We start from the raw sequence: 16,817 nt of genomic DNA on the forward strand, positions 1-16,817 counted from the left end.
TATCATTATGCCCCTCGATTTTACCCAACTCTCCCACGACCTCGCCGCCCTGTGCCGCACCACAGCCGAGTTCATCCGCGAGGAAGCCGCCACCTTCGACCGCGCCAAAATCGAGCACAAGGGCGTGCATGACCTCGTGAGCTACGTGGACCAGGAAACCGAGCGCCGCCTCGTGGCCGGCCTGCGCCAGCTGCTGCCCGAAGCCGGTTTTATCACCGAAGAAGGCACCGCCGGCCCCGACGCGCACACCGAGGAATTCGTCTGGATAATCGACCCGCTTGACGGCACCACCAATTTCGTGCACGGCCTGCCGGTGTATTGCATTAGCGTGGCGCTGACGCAGCACCGGGAGCTGGTGGTGGGCGTGGTACACGAGGTAGGTCGCGACGAAAGTTTCCGGGCCGTGCGTGGCGGCGGCGCGTTCTGCAACGACCAGCCCATCCGCGTCACCGATGTGGCCGAGTTGAATAGTTCGCTCATCGCCACCGGCTTTCCCTACAAGGACTTCGGCAAGATGGACGCTTTCCTGCAAATCCTCGGCGCATTTTTCACCCGTAGCCACGGCGTGCGCCGCCTGGGCTCCGCTGCGGCTGACCTGGCCTACGTGGCCGCCGGGCGCTGCGAGGGCTTCTTCGAATTCAACCTGAATTCCTACGATGTGGCGGCAGGCATCCTGCTAGTACGCGAAGCAGGCGGTCACGTCACCCAGTTTCTGACGGATGGCGACCCGCTATTTGGGCGCGAAATAGTGGCCAGCAACCAACTCATTCATGCCGAGATGCAGGCCACCATTGGCCAGTTCTGGCAGTAGCGCAAACTATTCTTTTTCATCCATAGTTTACCCACTATGCTCCTGCTTGCTATCACCTCCGTCGAAATCCAGTACCTGCTAATTGGCGCGCTGTTCATCGCGGCGGCGTTTTACGTGGGCCGCATTTTCTACCGGGCGTTTTTTAGCAAGACGGCGGCTGGCTGCGCTAAGGGCTGCGGCGGAGCCTGCGGGCAGCTCGATGTGGAGAGTCTGCAGCGCACCATTGAGGCGCGTGCGGCGGCCAAATAGAGCCGCCAGCCGATACATAGCACTTTCGCGTTTTTTTATACGCATTTGGTATAACCCGCCCCCGCCCCGGCTGCGTATAGCCCGAGCGGGGGCGGCTGGCATTTGTGCCGGCCCGGCCCGCTTCATCCTTACCCAAACACCCCACCGCCATGCAGGACAAAGAAGAAGAACGGTCACTTGTCAACGTTGAGAGCAAACTGACCAAGGACGGCTTCACCCAGGATTTCAACGTCGTGGATGGCCGCCTGCATACCATCGGCAGCGACTCCAACAAGACCTACGCGCCCGACGAAGTGACCATCGTGGATTTTTACCGCTTCGAGGGCGAAAGCGACCCCGATGATATGTCCGTCCTCTACGCCATTGAGGCCAACGACGGCACGAAAGGCACCATCGCCAATGCCTACGGCACCTATGCCGATTCCGACACCGACGACTTCCTCAAGCAGGTCGAAGACCTCGGCAAAAACCTGACGAAGAAAGATAAGTAAGACTCGCTCAGCGACACCAATCAGAACGTCATGCTGAGCGCAGTCGAAGCATCTCTACCGTAACAGTAATTATTTACTTACGTGGTAGAGATGCTTCGGCTGCGCTTAGCACGACGTTCTGTTTTTTGCTTGTTCTACTTTCCGCTTATCCCCACACCTTCGTGCCTTCCGAGCAGTTGCGGCACATCTCAATCTGGTCGCGGCCTTTGAGCAGGCTGCCGCGAAACTGCTGATACTTCGGGCCGCGCCAGAGCTGGCGGAAAGTCTCGGTTTTGAGGTCGCCCTGGCGGTATTCGGCATCTTTGTCGAAGCAGCATGGCACCACCAGCCCGTCCCAGGTGATGACACAGGAATGCCACATTTTCCAGCAGTGGTCGACCAGCTTGTTTTTCAGGCTCCAGGTATTGTCGCCGTTGTTCTGGTAGCGCGAGTAATAATCGATGGTCGGGATGAGCGGCGAGCCCTGCGCGTGGTCGTAAATCTGAGCGGTTTTGAACCACACATCATCCACGCCCAGCGCTTCGGCCAGTTGTTTGGCATCGTCAATCTGATGCTCATTGGGCCGCACCACCAGGAACTGGAAGATGATGCGCGGCGTGCTTGAATTCAGCTCTTTGCGCCATTTCACCACGTTGCGGGTGCCCTCCAATACCTTTTCCAGCTTGCCGCCCACGCGGTACTGCTGGTACACGTCCTGCGTGGTGCCATCGAGGGAGATGATGAGACGGTCGAGGCCGCTTTCTACCGTTTTGCGGGCGTTCTGGTCGTTGAGGTAGTGCGCGTTGGTGCTGGTGGCGGTGTAGATGCCTTTATCGGCCGCGTACTTCACCAATTCCAGAAACTGCGGGTGTAGGTACGGCTCGCCCTGGAAATAGAAAATCAGGTACCACAGCCGGTTCGCTACCTCATCAATCGTTTTCTTGAATAAATCACCCTGCAACATTCCCGTGGGCCGCGTGAAGGAGCGCAGGCCGCTGGGACACTCCGGGCAGCGCAGGTTGCAGCTGGTAGTGGGCTCGAAGCTGAGCGCCATGGGCAGGCCGCGCAACCGAGCCTTGCCCGTAATCTTGCTCAGAATGTAGGAGCCGATGATTTGCGTCGCATTCCAGACCCGCAACGGGGTGGCTTTCGACAAAACATTGAGGCTATCGGTGAGCACAGACATAGAAAGGAGTTAAAAAGCAGTAGCGCGAACTTTGTAGTTCGCGTCCCCGCACCGAAAGGAGTTTCAGTGGCGCGGAGACGCGAACTACAAAGTTCGCGCTACTTCGGTTGCGTTTGGTCGGACGCTTATTTCTTGGTGGCCGGGAAATCGATGGCGCTGGTATAGGTACTGGCCTTGCCGAACGACTGGTTGATTTCGTCTACGGCGGCGCGGCTGCTTAGGCGCTTGGGCTTGGTATTGAGGAAGGTACCATCCTCGCCCACCAGCATATAGGTGGGTACTTCCTGCAAAGCGTATTCCTTCGCCACCATCGAACGCAGGCCGCCGCCGGGAATGCGAACCTGCACGCCAGGCAGTTTTTTCACCGTCACCAGCTGTTTCCAGGCCTGCTCATTCTCATCGAGGGCAATGTTGATGAAGGTGATGTTCTTGCCCTCAAACTTGCGCATTAGTTCCTGGGCATACGCTAGGTCGCGCAGACACAAGCCGTTGGTGCTTTTCCAAAAGTTGAGGTACACCAGCTTGCCGGCGAAGTCGTGCAGGTGCACCGTATCGCCGGTGGCGCTGGGCAGCTTGAAATCGGGAGCTGGTGCACCGATGGCGAAATCCTTGTGCAGGTTGAAATCGGTTTGCAGCGTGGGGTAATACTGGTTTTTGGGGTCGTAGTTGCGGAAATCGGCCAGCATGGCGGCCGACTGCTTCACGTGCCCAAACCGGAACGACTCCTGCAACACGCGGCCCAGAATAATGGCCCGCGACGGGCCGGTGAGCTTCTTGCTGGCCAGCGCGTAGCAGGCTGGGTAAAAGTCGGGGTCGGAACGCTGGTGGTGGTCCTGCGCCACGGTGAAGTGCACGTAGTTGAGCAGGAACTCGTGGTACAGCTCGCTCTGCACGGCGTTGGGCTCGTTGAGCAGGCCCGGCTCGCGCAGGAAGTTGTAGTAGTCGGGGGCCATTTTCAGGCGGCCCTCGGTGTTCACCACCTGCTCGCGCAGGTCCTGGAAAGTCAGCTTGTCGTTGGCGTAGGCGTACACCACTTCGGCGTGGGCGTAGTTGTAGAACTCCTGCGTGAAGGACTGCTTGGCGGCGTGGTCTTCCAGAAACTCGTATTCGTGCTTGCGGCGGTACTCCAGAAAGGACAGGAACGGCGCTTCGTAGAGCTGAATGTTATCGGGCAGCACCTGAAAACCATCGTTTTCCACGAACTGTGCATCCGCTTCTACCAAGTAGTTGTTGGCATTGGCAGCCTGCTGGCGGTGGCGCTGCTCCTCGGTCAGGTTCGAGCGGTTGCGCAGCTTGGTGGCAAAGCCGGAGGGCACGTCGTTGGGCTTGAAGCGGAGCGTGCCCGACATGTCGCTGCCCTTGAAGCGCACGTCCATATCGGTGCCGGGGTCCAGAAACAGCGGGGCCACGTCGTCGCCGTACACGAGGTCGGCCTTGGTGGCACTGCTCACGGGCACTACCACTTTAAAATCGCCCTTGTCGTTGAGCGGCACCCGGAACAGCTTTTCCTTCGGGTCGAGTGGGTTTTCGCGTAGCGAAATCGCAACGGAATCAGTGGTAGGCCCACTCACCCGGCCGGTGAGGGTGGCCGTACCCGCCGAAGAAGCCGCCGCGACCGAAGCCGTTTTGGCGGCGGCACCCACCACCGTGGTCCGGCCCTGAGCGTGCCCCAGCAACGGGGCCAGAACCAGAGCTGCCCCAACCAACCGGCGCGTGCAAGTGACAAAAGATAATATCATGACAATAGAAACCAGCCCCAGACCGTTGAAACAGCCACAGCAGCTAACTGGACAATGGATAGAACTGACGGCATTTATCAGGCCATTCGCGGTAAAAGCCTATCAGCAATCCGAAGATAAGGCTTTTTCGTTTATAAAATCCAAATCAAAATTCCGGCCTTTTGCGGCTGGCCTGGTGAGGTATGCCCGGCCCACCGCAAACCCTTGCGACCATCGGCTGATAATCAAGCTGCTTTTCCTTACCCGAATAAGCCGTTCAGCACTTCATCGAGCCGGCTCACGGCGTGTACTTTCAAGCCAAATCGGGCTAAGTCCAATCCTTTGCCGTTAAACTGAGAAACGTACATTTCCTGAAAACCCAGCTTTTCGGCTTCGGCCAGGCGCTGGTCGAGGCGGCTCACGGCGCGGATTTCGCCGCTCAGTCCTACTTCGGCCGCCAGGCACACGTTGCCGGGAATGGGCAGGTCGTTGAGCGAGGAAACCACGGCGGCGCACACGGCCATATCCAGCGCTGGGTCATCCAAGCGCAGGCCGCCGGCGATGTTCAGGAACACGTCGTGCTGGCCCAAGCGCAGGCCGGCGCGCTTTTCCAGCACGGCCAGCAGCATTTGCAGGCGCTTGGCATCGAAGCCGGTGCTGCTACGCTGCGGCGTGCCGTAGGACGTGGGCGATACCAGGGCCTGCACTTCCACCAGCAGCGGGCGGTTGCCCTCCAGCGTGGCCCCGATAGCCATGCCGCTCAGGCTCTCGCCGCGCTGCGAAAGCAGGATTTCCGACGGATTGCTCACCTGGCGCAGGCCATCGCCCTGCATCTCATAAATCCCTAATTCTGAAGTACTGCCGAAACGGTTTTTGGTGGTGCGCAGGATGCGGTAGCTCATGTGCCGGTCACCCTCAAACTGAAGGACCGTGTCCACCATGTGCTCCAGGATTTTGGGGCCGGCGATGCTGCCGTCCTTCGTGATGTGGCCGATGAGCATGACCGGCGTGCTGGTTTCCTTGGCGAATTTCAGGAACTCGGCAGTGCACTCGCGCACCTGGCTCACGCTACCCGCGCCGCTTTCCACCAGCGTGGAGTGCATGGTCTGGATGGAGTCGATGACTAGAATGTTGGGCTGCACCTGATCAATCTGGCGGAAGATGTTCTGGGTATTGGTCTCCGTGAGGATGTAGCAGCCGGGGTGCTGGCCGTCGGCCATGCGCTCGGCCCGCATTTTTATCTGGGCTTCGCTCTCTTCGCCGCTCACGTAGAGCACCTTCATTTTGCGCAGGCTGAGGGCAATCTGGAGCATAAGCGTGCTTTTGCCGATGCCCGGCTCACCGCCGATGAGGATGATGGAGCCCGGCACGATGCCGCCGCCGAGCACGCGGTTCAGCTCGCCGTCGGGGGTGATGATGCGGGGCTCGTCTTCGGCCAGGATGTCACCGAGCGGGACGGACTTGGCGGCTTTGGTGAGGTTGCCGCCGGGCACGGTGCTAGCGGGCTTCCACTGGCCGGTGGTGGTGGCCACGGTTTCCTTCTGGATGACTTCTTCAACGTAGGTGTTCCACTCGCCGCACACGGGGCAGCGGCCTATCCATTTCGAAGATTGAGCGCCACAGGACTGGCAGAAATAGACGGTTCTGGCTTTGGCCATAGGGGGTAGATTTCGGGGGGCTAATGGGGAATAGGAATAAGGCCTATTTGCCCGGAAAAGTTGCTTTACTGATGGGTTTGCGCGGGGCTATTTGCCCGTGGCAAAATGCGCTTTGTATTCCTGCACCAGCTGTGGCATGTTCTTATAGCCGGCATCGGGGGCCTGCTGCCGGACGCGGGCGGCCAGTTCGGGGTAGTCGGCAAAGGCGGTGGCCATCAGGGTGGCGAAGGCTTTGCCGGAGCGCGGCACTTCCTCAATAATGCCGCCGGCCGGCTGCACGTACCAGAAGTATTTATCGTGCGAGCCCACCGGGATGAATACCGGAACAATCAGCGGAATGGGGATGTACATGTTGGCTTTAGTGATGGAGTAGCCGTAGGTTTTGGTGCTGCCGCCCGGCGTCATGTTTTCGGCCAGCATGCCCAGGGGCTTGCCGTTTTTGGTGAGGGCGTCCAGGGTGTGGCCTTCCACGGTCATGGTTTGAATGCGCTCCACGGCCATCTCCTTCACGCGCGGGGGCGGCAGTTGGTTGGGCGGCTGCTCGTAGCACTCAACCTTGTCGTGCATGAACAGGTCGTAGCTAGTTACGTAGCCGCGCACCTGCTTGCCACTGACCATCGTAAAGACCACCGGCGAGTACGTAATAGGTGCATTGCGGGCGGCGCGGAGCGAGTCGACGCGGGTGGCTTTACGCACCGGTTGTTGGGCGTGGGCAGTTGGTGCTAAGCTGCCGGCCAGTAACCCGACAGTAAATAGCCGCGAGAGTTTTTGCAGAAGTTCTGTCATTGAAATTGCTTGTTCTAAAGCCCACATACAGCGCGGCTACCACTTAAGGAATGGGCGAAAGTACGCTCGCGCCTGCGCTAACCCGCATCAACTTTCTGCCCCGCCCGGGGTTATGCAAACATGGCTATTTCTGCTACTCTCAACCCCGCCGACCTCTCCCCCATCACTGCCTTCGCCGGCCTGCCCGCCGATACCCTGGCTTGGCTGCTGGCCCACGGCGAGGCTCGCGCCTACGCGCCCAATGAAGTCATCATCGAAGCCGGCTCGCCCGCCGATTTTATGATGGCCGTGCTGCGCGGCGGCATCCAGTTCTACGCCGGGCAGGGCGGGCCGCACACGCCGATATTCCGCGTCGAGACTGGCCAGGTATCGGGCGTGCTGCCCTATTCCCGGCTGCGCGAAGTAAAAAACCAAGGCACCGCCACCGGCGAAACCTTGCTGTTTCTGCTGCACCGCGAGCATTTTCCGGCCTTGGAACAGGCCAGCCCAGAGCTGGTGCAACGCCTCGTCGGCATCATGAATGACCGCAGCCGCGACCAAGTGCGGTTTCAGGAGCGCGACGACAAGCTGCGCGCCTTGGGCAAGCTCTCGGCCGGCCTGGCCCACGAGTTGAACAACCCCGCTGCCGCCATTGCCCGCGCCGCCCAGGCCCTGGCCAACCGCGTGGGGGCCAAGCCCGCGCTGTTTGTGGAGCTGGTGAGCCACTGCCCCTCGCCCGAAGCCATGCGGGCCCTCACTGCCCTGGCCGTGCCCAGCGCCGAGGCCCAGCCCCCGCAAAGCGCCCTGGCCCGCGCCGACCGCGAAGACGAGCTGGCCGACTGGCTCGCCGCCCACGCTGTGCCCAACGGTTACCACCTCGCCCCCGCCCTACTCGAAGCCGGCGTGACGCCCGACGCCCTAGCCACCGTGGCCGACTTGCTGCCGCCCGCCGCCCGCCCGGCCGCTTTTGCCTGGCTTGAAGGCCAGCTCACCACCATGCAGCTGGTGCACGATGTGCAGGAAGCCGGCGGCCGCATCAGCAAGTTGGTGGCCGATGTAAAAACCTACTCGCACATGGACCGCGCCAGCGGCTTCGAGTCGCTGGATGTGACCGTTGGACTGGAAAGCACGCTCAACATGCTGGGCTTCCAGCTGCGGCAGAAGAACGTGCGGGTGGTTCGCGATTTCGCGCTCAGCCTGCCGCCCATTCGCGGGCAGGTGAGCAGCCTCAACCAGGTGTGGACCAACCTGCTTGATAACGCTATTGACGCGCTACCTGCGCAGGGCGGCGAAATTACCCTGCGCACCCAGCGGGAAGGCGGCTTCGTGCGCGTATTTTTGATTGACAACGGCACCGGCATCCCGGCCGACGTGCTGCCGCACATCTTCGAGCCCTTCTTCACCACCAAGCAGGCCGGCGACGGCTCCGGGCTGGGCCTCGATATCGCGCAGCAGATTATCCGGCAGCACGATGGGCGGCTGGAAGTCCACTCGGAACCCGGCCGCACTGAATTCTGTGCCTGGCTGCCGGTTGCTAATTAATTCAGCCCAATCATCATGCCCGACAAAAAACCCATCATCCTCGCCGTTGATGACGACCCGCAGGTACTGGCCGCCATTGCCCGCGACCTGCGCCAGGAGTTCAGCGAGGACTACCGCATTCTGCGCGTGAATTCCGGCCCTGAGGCACTCACGACCATCAAGGAGCTGCACGAAAAGGAGGAGCCGCTGGCCCTCATCGTGGCCGACCAGCGCATGCCCGAGCTGGAAGGCGTGGAGCTGCTTACGGCCTCGCGCGAGTTTTTTCCGGATGCCAAGCGCGTGCTGCTCACGGCCTACGCCGACACCGAGGCCGCTGTGCGCGCCATCAATTCGGCCCGACTTGACCATTACCTGATGAAGCCCTGGGACCCGCCCGAAAACCTGCTTTATCCGATTCTGCACGATTTGCTCACGGCGTGGCAGGTCACGCATAAGCCCAAGTTTGGCGGCATCCGGCTCATTGGTTTTCAATGGTCGCCGCTCTCGCACGAGCTTAAGGATTTCCTGAGCGGCTACATGGTGGGCTACCAGTGGCTCGACTACGAAACCAACCCCGAAGCCCAAGAGCTGGTGAAAGCGCGAGGCTTCACCACCGCCGACTTGCCGCTGATTATCTGCGCCGATGGCAAGGCCGTAGCCAACCCCACCAAAGCCGCCCTAGCCGAACACCTCAACATTGCCAACCAGCCCCTGCAGGCCATGTACGACGTGGTGGTAGTTGGCGCCGGGCCTTCCGGGCTGGCCGCCGCCGTGTACGGGGCCAGCGAAGGCCTCAAAACCCTCATCATCGAGCGCCAGACGCCCGGCGGGCAGGCCGGCACCAGCTCCCGCATCGAAAATTACCTGGGCTTCCCCACCGGCCTGAGTGGGGCCGAGCTGGCCTTCCGCGCCTGGACGCAAGCCGTGCGCCTCGGGGCTGAGTTCCTGGCCCCGCAGGAGGTGGCCGACCTCTGCATTCAGGACGGCTACAAAGTCCTGACCCTGAGCGACGGCCGCGAAATAAACACCAAAGCCGTGGTCCTCACCACCGGCGTGAGCTACCGCACCCTCGATGTGCCGGGCATGGAGCGCCTGAGTGGCGCGGGCGTGTACTACGGCGCGGCCCGCACCGAAGCCCGCAGTTGCGACGAGCAGGACGTGTACATCGTGGGCGGCGGCAACTCGGCCGGGCAGGCGGCCATGTACCTGGCCACCTACGCCCGCAAAGTATTCATCGTTATTCGCGGAGCCGATTTGGCCGCCAGCATGTCAGCCTATCTCATTGAGCAGATTCGCACTACGCCCAACATCGAGCTACTGCCGCATTCCCAAATAAAGGAAGTATGCGGCCAAGACCACCTCGAAGCCGTGATGGTGGACGTGAACGGCACCGTCGAAAAGCGGCCCGCGCGCGCCCTCTTCGTCTTCATAGGGGCCAAACCCAGCACCGAGTGGATATGCGACCAGGTGCTGTGCGACGGCAAAGGCTTCCTCCTCACCGGCCGCGACCTTGTAACCGACCCGCGCTACGCCGAAGTGTGGAAAAAAGACCGGGAGCCTTATCTACTGGAAACCTGTGTGCCAGGCATCTTCGCGGCCGGCGACAGCCGCGCCGGGGCTATGGCCCGCGTGGCCTCGGCCGTGGGCGAGGGCAGCATGGCCATCAAGTTCGTGCACCAGTATCTGGACGAGTAATACGTCCTGACCTTAAGATGCAAAAAGCCCCGAAACCATATGGCTTCGGGGCTTTTTGCATCTTATAAAATTGGTTGCTTGTGAGGGCTCCGTTGCGCTTCACTCGCAATGACCAGTGGCTTAAGCTTCCAGCATCAACTGGTCGGGCAGATTCATCAGGTAATCGCCGTAGCCGCTTTTGCGCAGCGGCGCAGCAATGGCGCGGAGCTGGTCGGCATCAATAAAACCCTGACGGTAAGCGACTTCTTCAATTGAGCCTACTTTCAGGCCCTGGCGCTGCTCAATCACTTTCACGAACTCGCCGGCCTGCATCAGGCTTTCGAACGTGCCGGTATCGAGCCAGGCCGTGCCCCGGCCGAGGATACCCACTTTCAGCGTGCCGCGCCGTAAGTATTCCTTGTTCACGTCGGTAATCTCGTACTCGCCGCGCGGGCTAATTTCCAGATTTTTGGCAATTTCCACCACGTCGTTGTCGTAGAAATACAGGCCGGGCACAGCGTAGTTGCTCTTGGGCTTGGTTGGCTTTTCCTCGATGCTGAGGGCTTTCTTATCGGCATCGAATTCCACTACGCCGTAGCGCTCGGGGTCGTGCACGTGATAGGCGAACACCACGCCACCCTTCGGGTCATTGTTCGATTTCAGCAGCTCTTCCAGGCCGGCGCCGTAGAAAATATTGTCGCCGAGCACCAGTGCCACACTATCAGTACCGATAAAATCAGCCCCCAGCACGAAGGCCTGAGCCAAGCCGTTGGGCACTTCCTGCACCACGTACTGGAAATCGCAGCCCAGGCTTTTGCCGTCACCGAGCAGCTTCTTGAACTGCTCCTGGTCGTGGGGCGTGGTGATAATCAGCACTTCCCGAATGCCCGCCGACAGCAGAATCGACAGCGGATAGTAAATCATCGGCTTGTCGTATACGGGCATGAGCTGCTTCGATACGGCCAGCGTGAGCGGGTGCAGGCGGGTGCCGGAGCCGCCGGCGAGGATAATTCCTTTCATGGGTGAGAATTGTAGCCTGGACTCTGCGAGTCCGGGCGTTGGAGAATCTGGACTAACGCCCGGACTCGCAGAGTCCAGGCTACAACTTAATTACGTTCGGCAATAAACGCTTGGTTGGCCTTGAACCAATCCAGTGTCTTCTTCAAGCCCTCACGGATGCGTACCTGCGGCTGGTAGCCCAGTAGGCGGTTGGCCTTCGAGATATCGGCCAAGGAATCGCGGATATCCCCGGCGCGGTCCGGCCCAAACGTGGGAGCCAGGTCCGAGCCCGCTTCCTCACGCAGGATGTCGTACATCTGCACCAGCGAAGTGCGGTCGCCCACGGCGATGTTATACACTTGGCCCAGGGCCTCGGGGTTCGTCACCAAAGCGGCGCGGATATTGGCTTCCACGCAGTTCTCCACAAAGGTGAAGTCGCGGGTCTGGCCGCCGTCGCCATTCAGCGTGGGGGGCGTGTTTTGCAGAATAGCGTCGATGAACAGCGGAATTACGGCCGCGTAAGCTCCGCCTGGGTCCTGGCGGGGGCCGAAGATGTTGAAATAGCGCAAGCCAATGATTTCCATACCGTAGGTTTTGGCAAACACATCGGCATACAGCTCGTTGGCATACTTCGTCACGGCGTAAGGCGAAAGCGGCTTGCCAATGCGGTCTTCCACCTTGGGCAGGCCAGGGTGGTCGCCATAAGTTGAGGACGAAGCGGCGTACACAAAACGCTTCACGCCCGCGTCCTTGGCAGCGGTCAGCATCTGCACGAAGCCGCCCACGTTCACGTCATTCGTCAGCACCGGGTCTTTGATGGAGCGCGGCACCGAGCCGAGGGCGGCTTCGTGCAGCACTACGTCCACGCCTTCGCAGGCGGCGGCGCAGGTAGCCGCGTCGCGGATGTCGCCCTCAATGATTTCCAGGCGGGAATCGCCCGAAAACAGCGCCAGGTTCTTGCGGAAGCCATTGGAATAGTTGTCCAGCGTCCGCACTTTTTTCACGCCGTACTTCAGCAGATACTCCACGATGTTGGAGCCGATGAAGCCCGCGCCGCCGGTAACGAGAAAGGTCAGATTATCGAGCGGCTGCTCGTGAAAGGGGTTTTCGTACACGATATTGAATTATGAGTTTTGAATTATGAATTATGAGTTATCAGAACCGCCAGCCGCTTTGGGATGGCCAATTCATAACTCATAATTCATAATTCATAATTAAAACCTAGCGCCCCGCGTACTGCTTCTGATTGTAGTCCTGGTATGCGCCGCTCGTTACGCTGTTGAGCCACTCTTCGTTGGCGAGGTACCAGTCCACGGTCTGAGCCAAGCCCTGCTCGAAGGTCACGGAGGGCTTCCAGCCCAGCTCGTTCATGATTTTGCTGGAGTCGATGGCGTAGCGCATGTCGTGGCCGGCGCGGTCGGTCACAAACTTGATGAGCTTGCGCGAGGTGCCCTGCGCTTGGCCGGTTTTCTCGTCCACCACGTCGCAGAGCAACTCGATGAGCTTGAGGTTCTGCCACTCGTTCACGCCGCCGATGTTGTAGGTATCGCCGTTTTTGCCCTTGTGGAACACCGCGTCGATGGCTGTGGCGTGGTCTTTAACAAACAGCCAGTCGCGCACGTTTTCGCCTTTTCCATACACGGGCACCGGCTGGCCGGTGCGCAGGCGGTGAATGGCCAGCGGAATGAGCTTCTCGGGGAAGTGGTTGGGGCCGTAGTTGTTCGAGCAGTTGCTCAGCTTGATGGGCATACCATACGTGTGGTGCCAAGCACGCACAAAGTGGTCGGAGCTGGCTTTCGAGGCCGAGTAAGGCGAGCGGGGGTCGTAAGCCGTTTCCTCCGTAAACATCTCGGGGCCGAAGTCCAGCGAGCCGTACACTTCATCGGTGCTCACGTGGTAGAACACGTGGCCGTCGTAGCCGCCGGGCTGCCACAGGTGGCGGGCCGCGTTCAGCAGATTTACCGTGCCGATGACGTTGGTTTTCACGAAAGCCATCGGGTCGGTGATGCTGCGGTCCACGTGCGACTCGGCTGCGAGGTGAATCACGGCATCGGGCTCCTCGTTGGCAAATAGCTGGTCGATAAAGTTCTGGTCGGCGATGTCGCCCTTGATGAACTTGTAGTTCGAAGCATTCTCAATATCGCGCAGGTTCTCCAGGTTGCCGGCGTAGGTCAGTGCGTCAAGGTTGAGAATCTGGTGCTCGGGGTACTTCGTAACGAAGAGCCGAACGACGTGAGAGCCAATGAAACCGGCACCGCCAGTGATGAGGATTTTCATAGTTTTAATCGTTTGCCACGCTGCACGCAGCCTGACGTTTTAGTTACTTTTTATTAGCCAATGTTTGCTGCCACTTCCAGGAGCTGGCCAGCGAGTCGGCCAGGGAAGTTTCGGTTTTGAAGCCCAGTACTTCCGCGGCCTTGGTGGCATCGGCATAAATGGCCGGCACATCGCCGGGGCGGCGCGGGCCGATGCTGTAATTCAGCTTCTGGCCACTGGCCTGCTCGAAGGCATGCACCACTTCCAGCACCGAATTGCCACGGCCGGTACCCACGTTAAACGTTTCAACAGCGTCGCTGGCTTTGCGGTCCAGCAGGCGCTGCACGGCCACGATGTGCGCCTTGGCCAAGTCTACCACATGAATGTAGTCGCGCACGTTGGTCCCGTCAGGCGTGTCGTAATCGTTGCCGTAGATGGTCAGCTTTTCGCGGATTCCAGCCGCCGTTTGCGTAATAAATGGCACCAGGTTGTTGGGCACGCCCAGGGGCAATTCGCCGATTTTGGCCGACTCGTGCGCCCCAATCGGGTTGAAGTAGCGCAGCAGAATGGTATGCAGCTTATTGGTCGGGGCGGCCGAAACATCATGCACGATTTCTTCGCACATCTGCTTGGTGCGGCCATAGGGCGACGAGGCCGGCTTGGTGGGCGTGGCTTCCGTCACGGGCAGGGCATCGGGAATGCCATATACGGTGCACGACGACGAAAACACCAGGTTTTCAACCCCAAAATCGGGCATCACAGCCAGCAAAGTCAGCAGCGAGCCCACGTTGTTCTGGAAGTAAGCCAACGGCTTGGCTACCGATTCGCCCACCGCTTTGAAAGCGGCGAAGTGAATGACTCCTTTGATATCCTTCTCGGCTTCAAATACGCCGCGCAGGGCTGCTTCATCGCCGCAGTCGATGCGGTACACCGGCACTTTCGCGCCCAGAATTGACTCGATGCCCTCCAGCGCCGATTCCTGCGAATTGCTGAAATTATCCACGATGATAGGCTGATAACCAGCATTTTTCAGCTCAACAACCGTGTGCGAACCAATGTAGCCGGCGCCGCCGGTGACTAGAATCTTATTCATGTAAGTGAGTAAATGAGTAAGTGAGTAAATGGGTGAGGCTGAGCAAGCAGGTCAATTACTCGTTTGCTCGCTCTCTCATTTACCGCTACAGGCTCCAGTATTGCAGCTCCTTCATCTTGCCGCGGTACAGGCCTTTGATATCGACCAGCACGGCGTTGTCAGAAGTAATGGACTGGAAGTAGGCCTCGTCTTTGGTGGCGTAAGGCGTGTGGCTCACGGCCACAATCACGGCATCGTAGTCGGTGCGCACATCATCGTTGTGCGTCAGGCGGAAACCGTACTCGTGGTGTAGCTCGTTGGAGTCGGCGTGTGGGTCCACGATGTCGACGTTCACCGAGAAGTTTTTCAGCTCCTGAATCACATCGGCCACCTTCGAGTTGCGGATGTCCTCCACGTTCTCCTTGAAGGTAGCGCCCATCACCAGCACGCGGCTTTTGGCCACATCCTTGCCTTTTTTAATCATCATCTGCACCGTTTTGCGGGCGATGTAGGCTCCCATGTTGTCGTTGGTGGTGCGGCCCGAGAGAATAACTTTGGCGTCGTAGCCCAGCTCTTTAGCCTTGTAGGTCAGATAGTAAGGGTCAACACCAATGCAGTGACCACCCACCAGACCGGGCGAAAACTTGAGGAAGTTCCACTTGGTGCCGGCGGCTTCCAGCACCTCGTAGGTGTTGATGTTCATGCGGTCGAAAATCATCGACAGCTCGTTCATCAGGGCGATGTTGACATCGCGCTGGGTGTTTTCGATGATTTTGGCAGCCTCGGCCACGCGGATGCTGCTGGCGCGGTGCACGCCGGCCTTCACCACCAGCTCGTAGACTTTGGCAATGGTGTCGAGGCTCTCATCGTCGCAGCCAGCCACTACTTTCACGATGCTCGTGAGGGTATGCTCCTTATCGCCGGGGTTGATGCGCTCGGGCGAGTAGCCCACCTTGAAATCGGTCGGGAATTTCAGGCCCGAAAGGCGCTCCATCACCGGAATGCAGTCTTCCTCGGTGCAACCGGGGTACACGGTGCTTTCAAACACCACGTAGTCGCCCTTTTTCAGTACTTTTCCTACTGAACCCGAGGCTCCAAGCAGCGGCTTGAGGTCGGGCTGGGCATGCTCGTCAATGGGCGTGGGCACGGCCACGATGTAGAATTGCGCCTGGCGCAGCACCTCCAGCGAATCGGTGAAGGTGATGTCGCAGCCTTCAAAGTCCTTCTTTTCGAGCTCGCCGCTAGGGTCGATGCCTTCTTTCATCTGGGCCACGCGGCCGGCGTTGATGTCGAAGCCAATCACCTTGAGCTGCTTGGCAAATTCGAGGGCAATGGGAAGGCCTACGTAGCCGAGGCCGATGACGGCCAGGGTGGCCTCTTTGCGCAATAGTTGGTCGTACACGAGCGTAATGTTCAGTTGCTAATTTTCACGGTTAGTTGCTGATTTTCGGCAACTTATTGGTAGTGCGTCCCAGTGGCCGAACCGTACGGCCGTCGGGACTCAGTTCATATTTTTCGGCGCTTTCGGGGCAGGTGGCGCGGCCTTGCGGGTCGAAATCGAGGCGGTGGCCATAGGCGCTCATCCAGCCCTGCGGGCGGGCGGGCGTGCCGTATACGAGGGCATAGGCCGGAACGTCGTGCGTGACCACGCTGCCCGCGCCCACGAAGGCGTAGCGGCCCAGCCGCGTGCCGCATACGATGGTGGCGTTGGCCCCGATGGTGACGCCCTGTTCTAAATAAGTGGTCTGGTACTGGCCGGGGCCTTTGCGGGGCACGGCGCTACGCGGGTTTTTCACGTTGGTGAACACCACGGAAGGCCCGAGGAATACGTCGTCTTCGCAGATGACGCCGCCGTAAAGGCTCACGTTGTTCTGCACCTTCACGTTGCGGCCCAGCGTCACGCCGTCGGCCACAAACACATTCTGGCCCAGGTTGCAGTCTTCGCCGATATCGGCCCCGGCGCAAACGTGGCTAAAGTGCCAGATGCGGCTACCCCGGCCTATCTGGCACCCCTCGTCGAGGATGGCCGTGGGATGGGCGTAATAATCGGGGGTGGTGTGGGGCATTCGGGGCAGGCGGGCGGTTTAGCCCGCAAAGGTAAGGAGAAGGGCGGGGTTGGCTTCGTACTTTTGGGTAATTCCCTTATTGTGCTTGCATTATGGCTTCGCTTGCTGACCAAACTGAACCTGCCAGCTACGTTTCGCCCGAAGAATACCTGCGCCTGGAGCGCGAGGCGGAATTCTAGCACGAATATTTCCAGGGTGAAATTCGCGCCATGGCCGAGGCCGTCTACGCGCACAACCTGATTTGCGCGAACCTGACCGGCGAACTTTACAGCCAGCTATGCGGCAAAGGCTGCTCGGTAGTGGGCAGCGACCAGCGCCTGCAAATCATGAGCGGCAGCGCCAATACCTGGCGCTGGATGCCCAGGCCATTCA

General features: G+C 59.8%; 15 protein-coding genes. 5 read left to right on the forward strand and 10 right to left on the reverse strand.

Features of this window, described 5'->3' with window-relative positions; all coding sequences use genetic code 11:
* Positions 1-7 precede the first annotated feature (7 nt).
* The 3 genes from AAFH49_RS20875 to AAFH49_RS20885 all read left to right on the forward strand — a co-directional run bounded on the left by AAFH49_RS20875 (position 8) and on the right by AAFH49_RS20885 (position 1,551).
* A complete protein-coding gene (locus AAFH49_RS20875) occupies positions 8-811 on the forward strand; it encodes an inositol monophosphatase family protein (RefSeq protein ID WP_342301263.1) in 804 nt (267 codons plus the stop codon).
* 36 nt (positions 812-847) lie between these two features.
* Positions 848-1,060, forward strand: a complete 213-nt coding sequence (locus AAFH49_RS20880; protein ID WP_342301240.1) for a hypothetical protein — start codon at positions 848-850, stop codon at positions 1,058-1,060.
* 149 nt (positions 1,061-1,209) lie between these two features.
* Positions 1,210-1,551 (forward strand): hypothetical protein, encoded by a 342-nt coding sequence (locus AAFH49_RS20885; RefSeq protein WP_342301241.1) that lies wholly within the window; start codon positions 1,210-1,212, stop codon positions 1,549-1,551.
* Positions 1,552-1,696: 145 nt separating this feature from the next.
* Here AAFH49_RS20885 and AAFH49_RS20890 read toward each other — a convergent pair whose 3' ends face one another.
* The 4 genes from AAFH49_RS20890 to AAFH49_RS20905 form a co-directional block, all read right to left on the reverse strand.
* Positions 1,697-2,716 carry an SPASM domain-containing protein gene (locus tag AAFH49_RS20890; RefSeq protein WP_342301245.1) on the reverse strand — a complete coding sequence of 340 codons (1,020 nt, stop codon included), beginning with the start codon at positions 2,714-2,716 and terminating at the stop codon, positions 1,697-1,699.
* Positions 2,717-2,841: 125 nt separating this feature from the next.
* A complete protein-coding gene (locus AAFH49_RS20895) occupies positions 2,842-4,455 on the reverse strand; it encodes a TlpA family protein disulfide reductase (RefSeq protein WP_342301246.1) in 1,614 nt (537 codons plus the stop codon).
* 239 nt (positions 4,456-4,694) lie between these two features.
* On the reverse strand, positions 4,695-6,092 hold the full coding sequence (gene radA, locus AAFH49_RS20900; RefSeq protein ID WP_342301247.1) for a DNA repair protein RadA: 1,398 nt from the start codon (positions 6,090-6,092) through the stop codon (positions 4,695-4,697).
* 87 nt (positions 6,093-6,179) lie between these two features.
* On the reverse strand, positions 6,180-6,788 hold the full coding sequence (locus tag AAFH49_RS20905; RefSeq protein ID WP_342301249.1) for a hypothetical protein: 609 nt from the start codon (positions 6,786-6,788) through the stop codon (positions 6,180-6,182).
* A 210-nt stretch (positions 6,789-6,998) separates the two neighbouring features.
* On the opposite strand from AAFH49_RS20905, the gene AAFH49_RS20910 reads away from it, so the two are divergent.
* Both AAFH49_RS20910 and AAFH49_RS20915 read left to right on the forward strand, forming a co-directional pair.
* Complete coding sequence (locus tag AAFH49_RS20910) at positions 6,999-8,399, forward strand: sensor histidine kinase (protein ID WP_342301250.1); 1,401 nt, start codon at positions 6,999-7,001, stop codon at positions 8,397-8,399.
* A 15-nt stretch (positions 8,400-8,414) separates the two neighbouring features.
* Positions 8,415-10,073: an NAD(P)/FAD-dependent oxidoreductase gene (locus tag AAFH49_RS20915; RefSeq protein WP_342301252.1), complete on the forward strand. Its 1,659-nt coding sequence runs from the start codon at positions 8,415-8,417 to the stop codon at positions 10,071-10,073.
* A gap of 120 nt (positions 10,074-10,193) precedes the next feature.
* Here AAFH49_RS20915 and rfbA read toward each other — a convergent pair whose 3' ends face one another.
* From rfbA to AAFH49_RS20945, 6 genes are all read right to left on the reverse strand, one after another.
* Positions 10,194-11,072 carry a glucose-1-phosphate thymidylyltransferase RfbA gene (rfbA, locus tag AAFH49_RS20920; protein WP_342301253.1) on the reverse strand — a complete coding sequence of 293 codons (879 nt, stop codon included), beginning with the start codon at positions 11,070-11,072 and terminating at the stop codon, positions 10,194-10,196.
* An 86-nt stretch (positions 11,073-11,158) separates the two neighbouring features.
* A complete protein-coding gene (locus tag AAFH49_RS20925) occupies positions 11,159-12,166 on the reverse strand; it encodes an SDR family oxidoreductase (protein WP_342301255.1) in 1,008 nt (335 codons plus the stop codon).
* 106 nt (positions 12,167-12,272) lie between these two features.
* A complete protein-coding gene (gene rfbB / locus AAFH49_RS20930) occupies positions 12,273-13,328 on the reverse strand; it encodes a dTDP-glucose 4,6-dehydratase (protein WP_342301257.1) in 1,056 nt (351 codons plus the stop codon).
* 43 nt (positions 13,329-13,371) lie between these two features.
* Positions 13,372-14,400, reverse strand: coding sequence for a UDP-glucose 4-epimerase GalE (gene galE / locus AAFH49_RS20935; RefSeq protein WP_342301258.1), 1,029 nt, complete (start codon positions 14,398-14,400; stop codon positions 13,372-13,374).
* A gap of 85 nt (positions 14,401-14,485) precedes the next feature.
* A complete protein-coding gene (locus tag AAFH49_RS20940) occupies positions 14,486-15,781 on the reverse strand; it encodes a nucleotide sugar dehydrogenase (protein ID WP_342301259.1) in 1,296 nt (431 codons plus the stop codon).
* 31 nt (positions 15,782-15,812) lie between these two features.
* The gene (locus AAFH49_RS20945; protein WP_342301261.1) at positions 15,813-16,445 is read right to left on the reverse strand and encodes an acyltransferase; all 633 of its coding nucleotides are present in this window, start codon (positions 16,443-16,445) and stop codon (positions 15,813-15,815) included.
* Positions 16,446-16,817 lie beyond the last annotated feature (372 nt).

Source organism: Hymenobacter segetis (assembly GCF_038448715.1).
Classification (GTDB): domain Bacteria; phylum Bacteroidota; class Bacteroidia; order Cytophagales; family Hymenobacteraceae; genus Hymenobacter; species Hymenobacter segetis.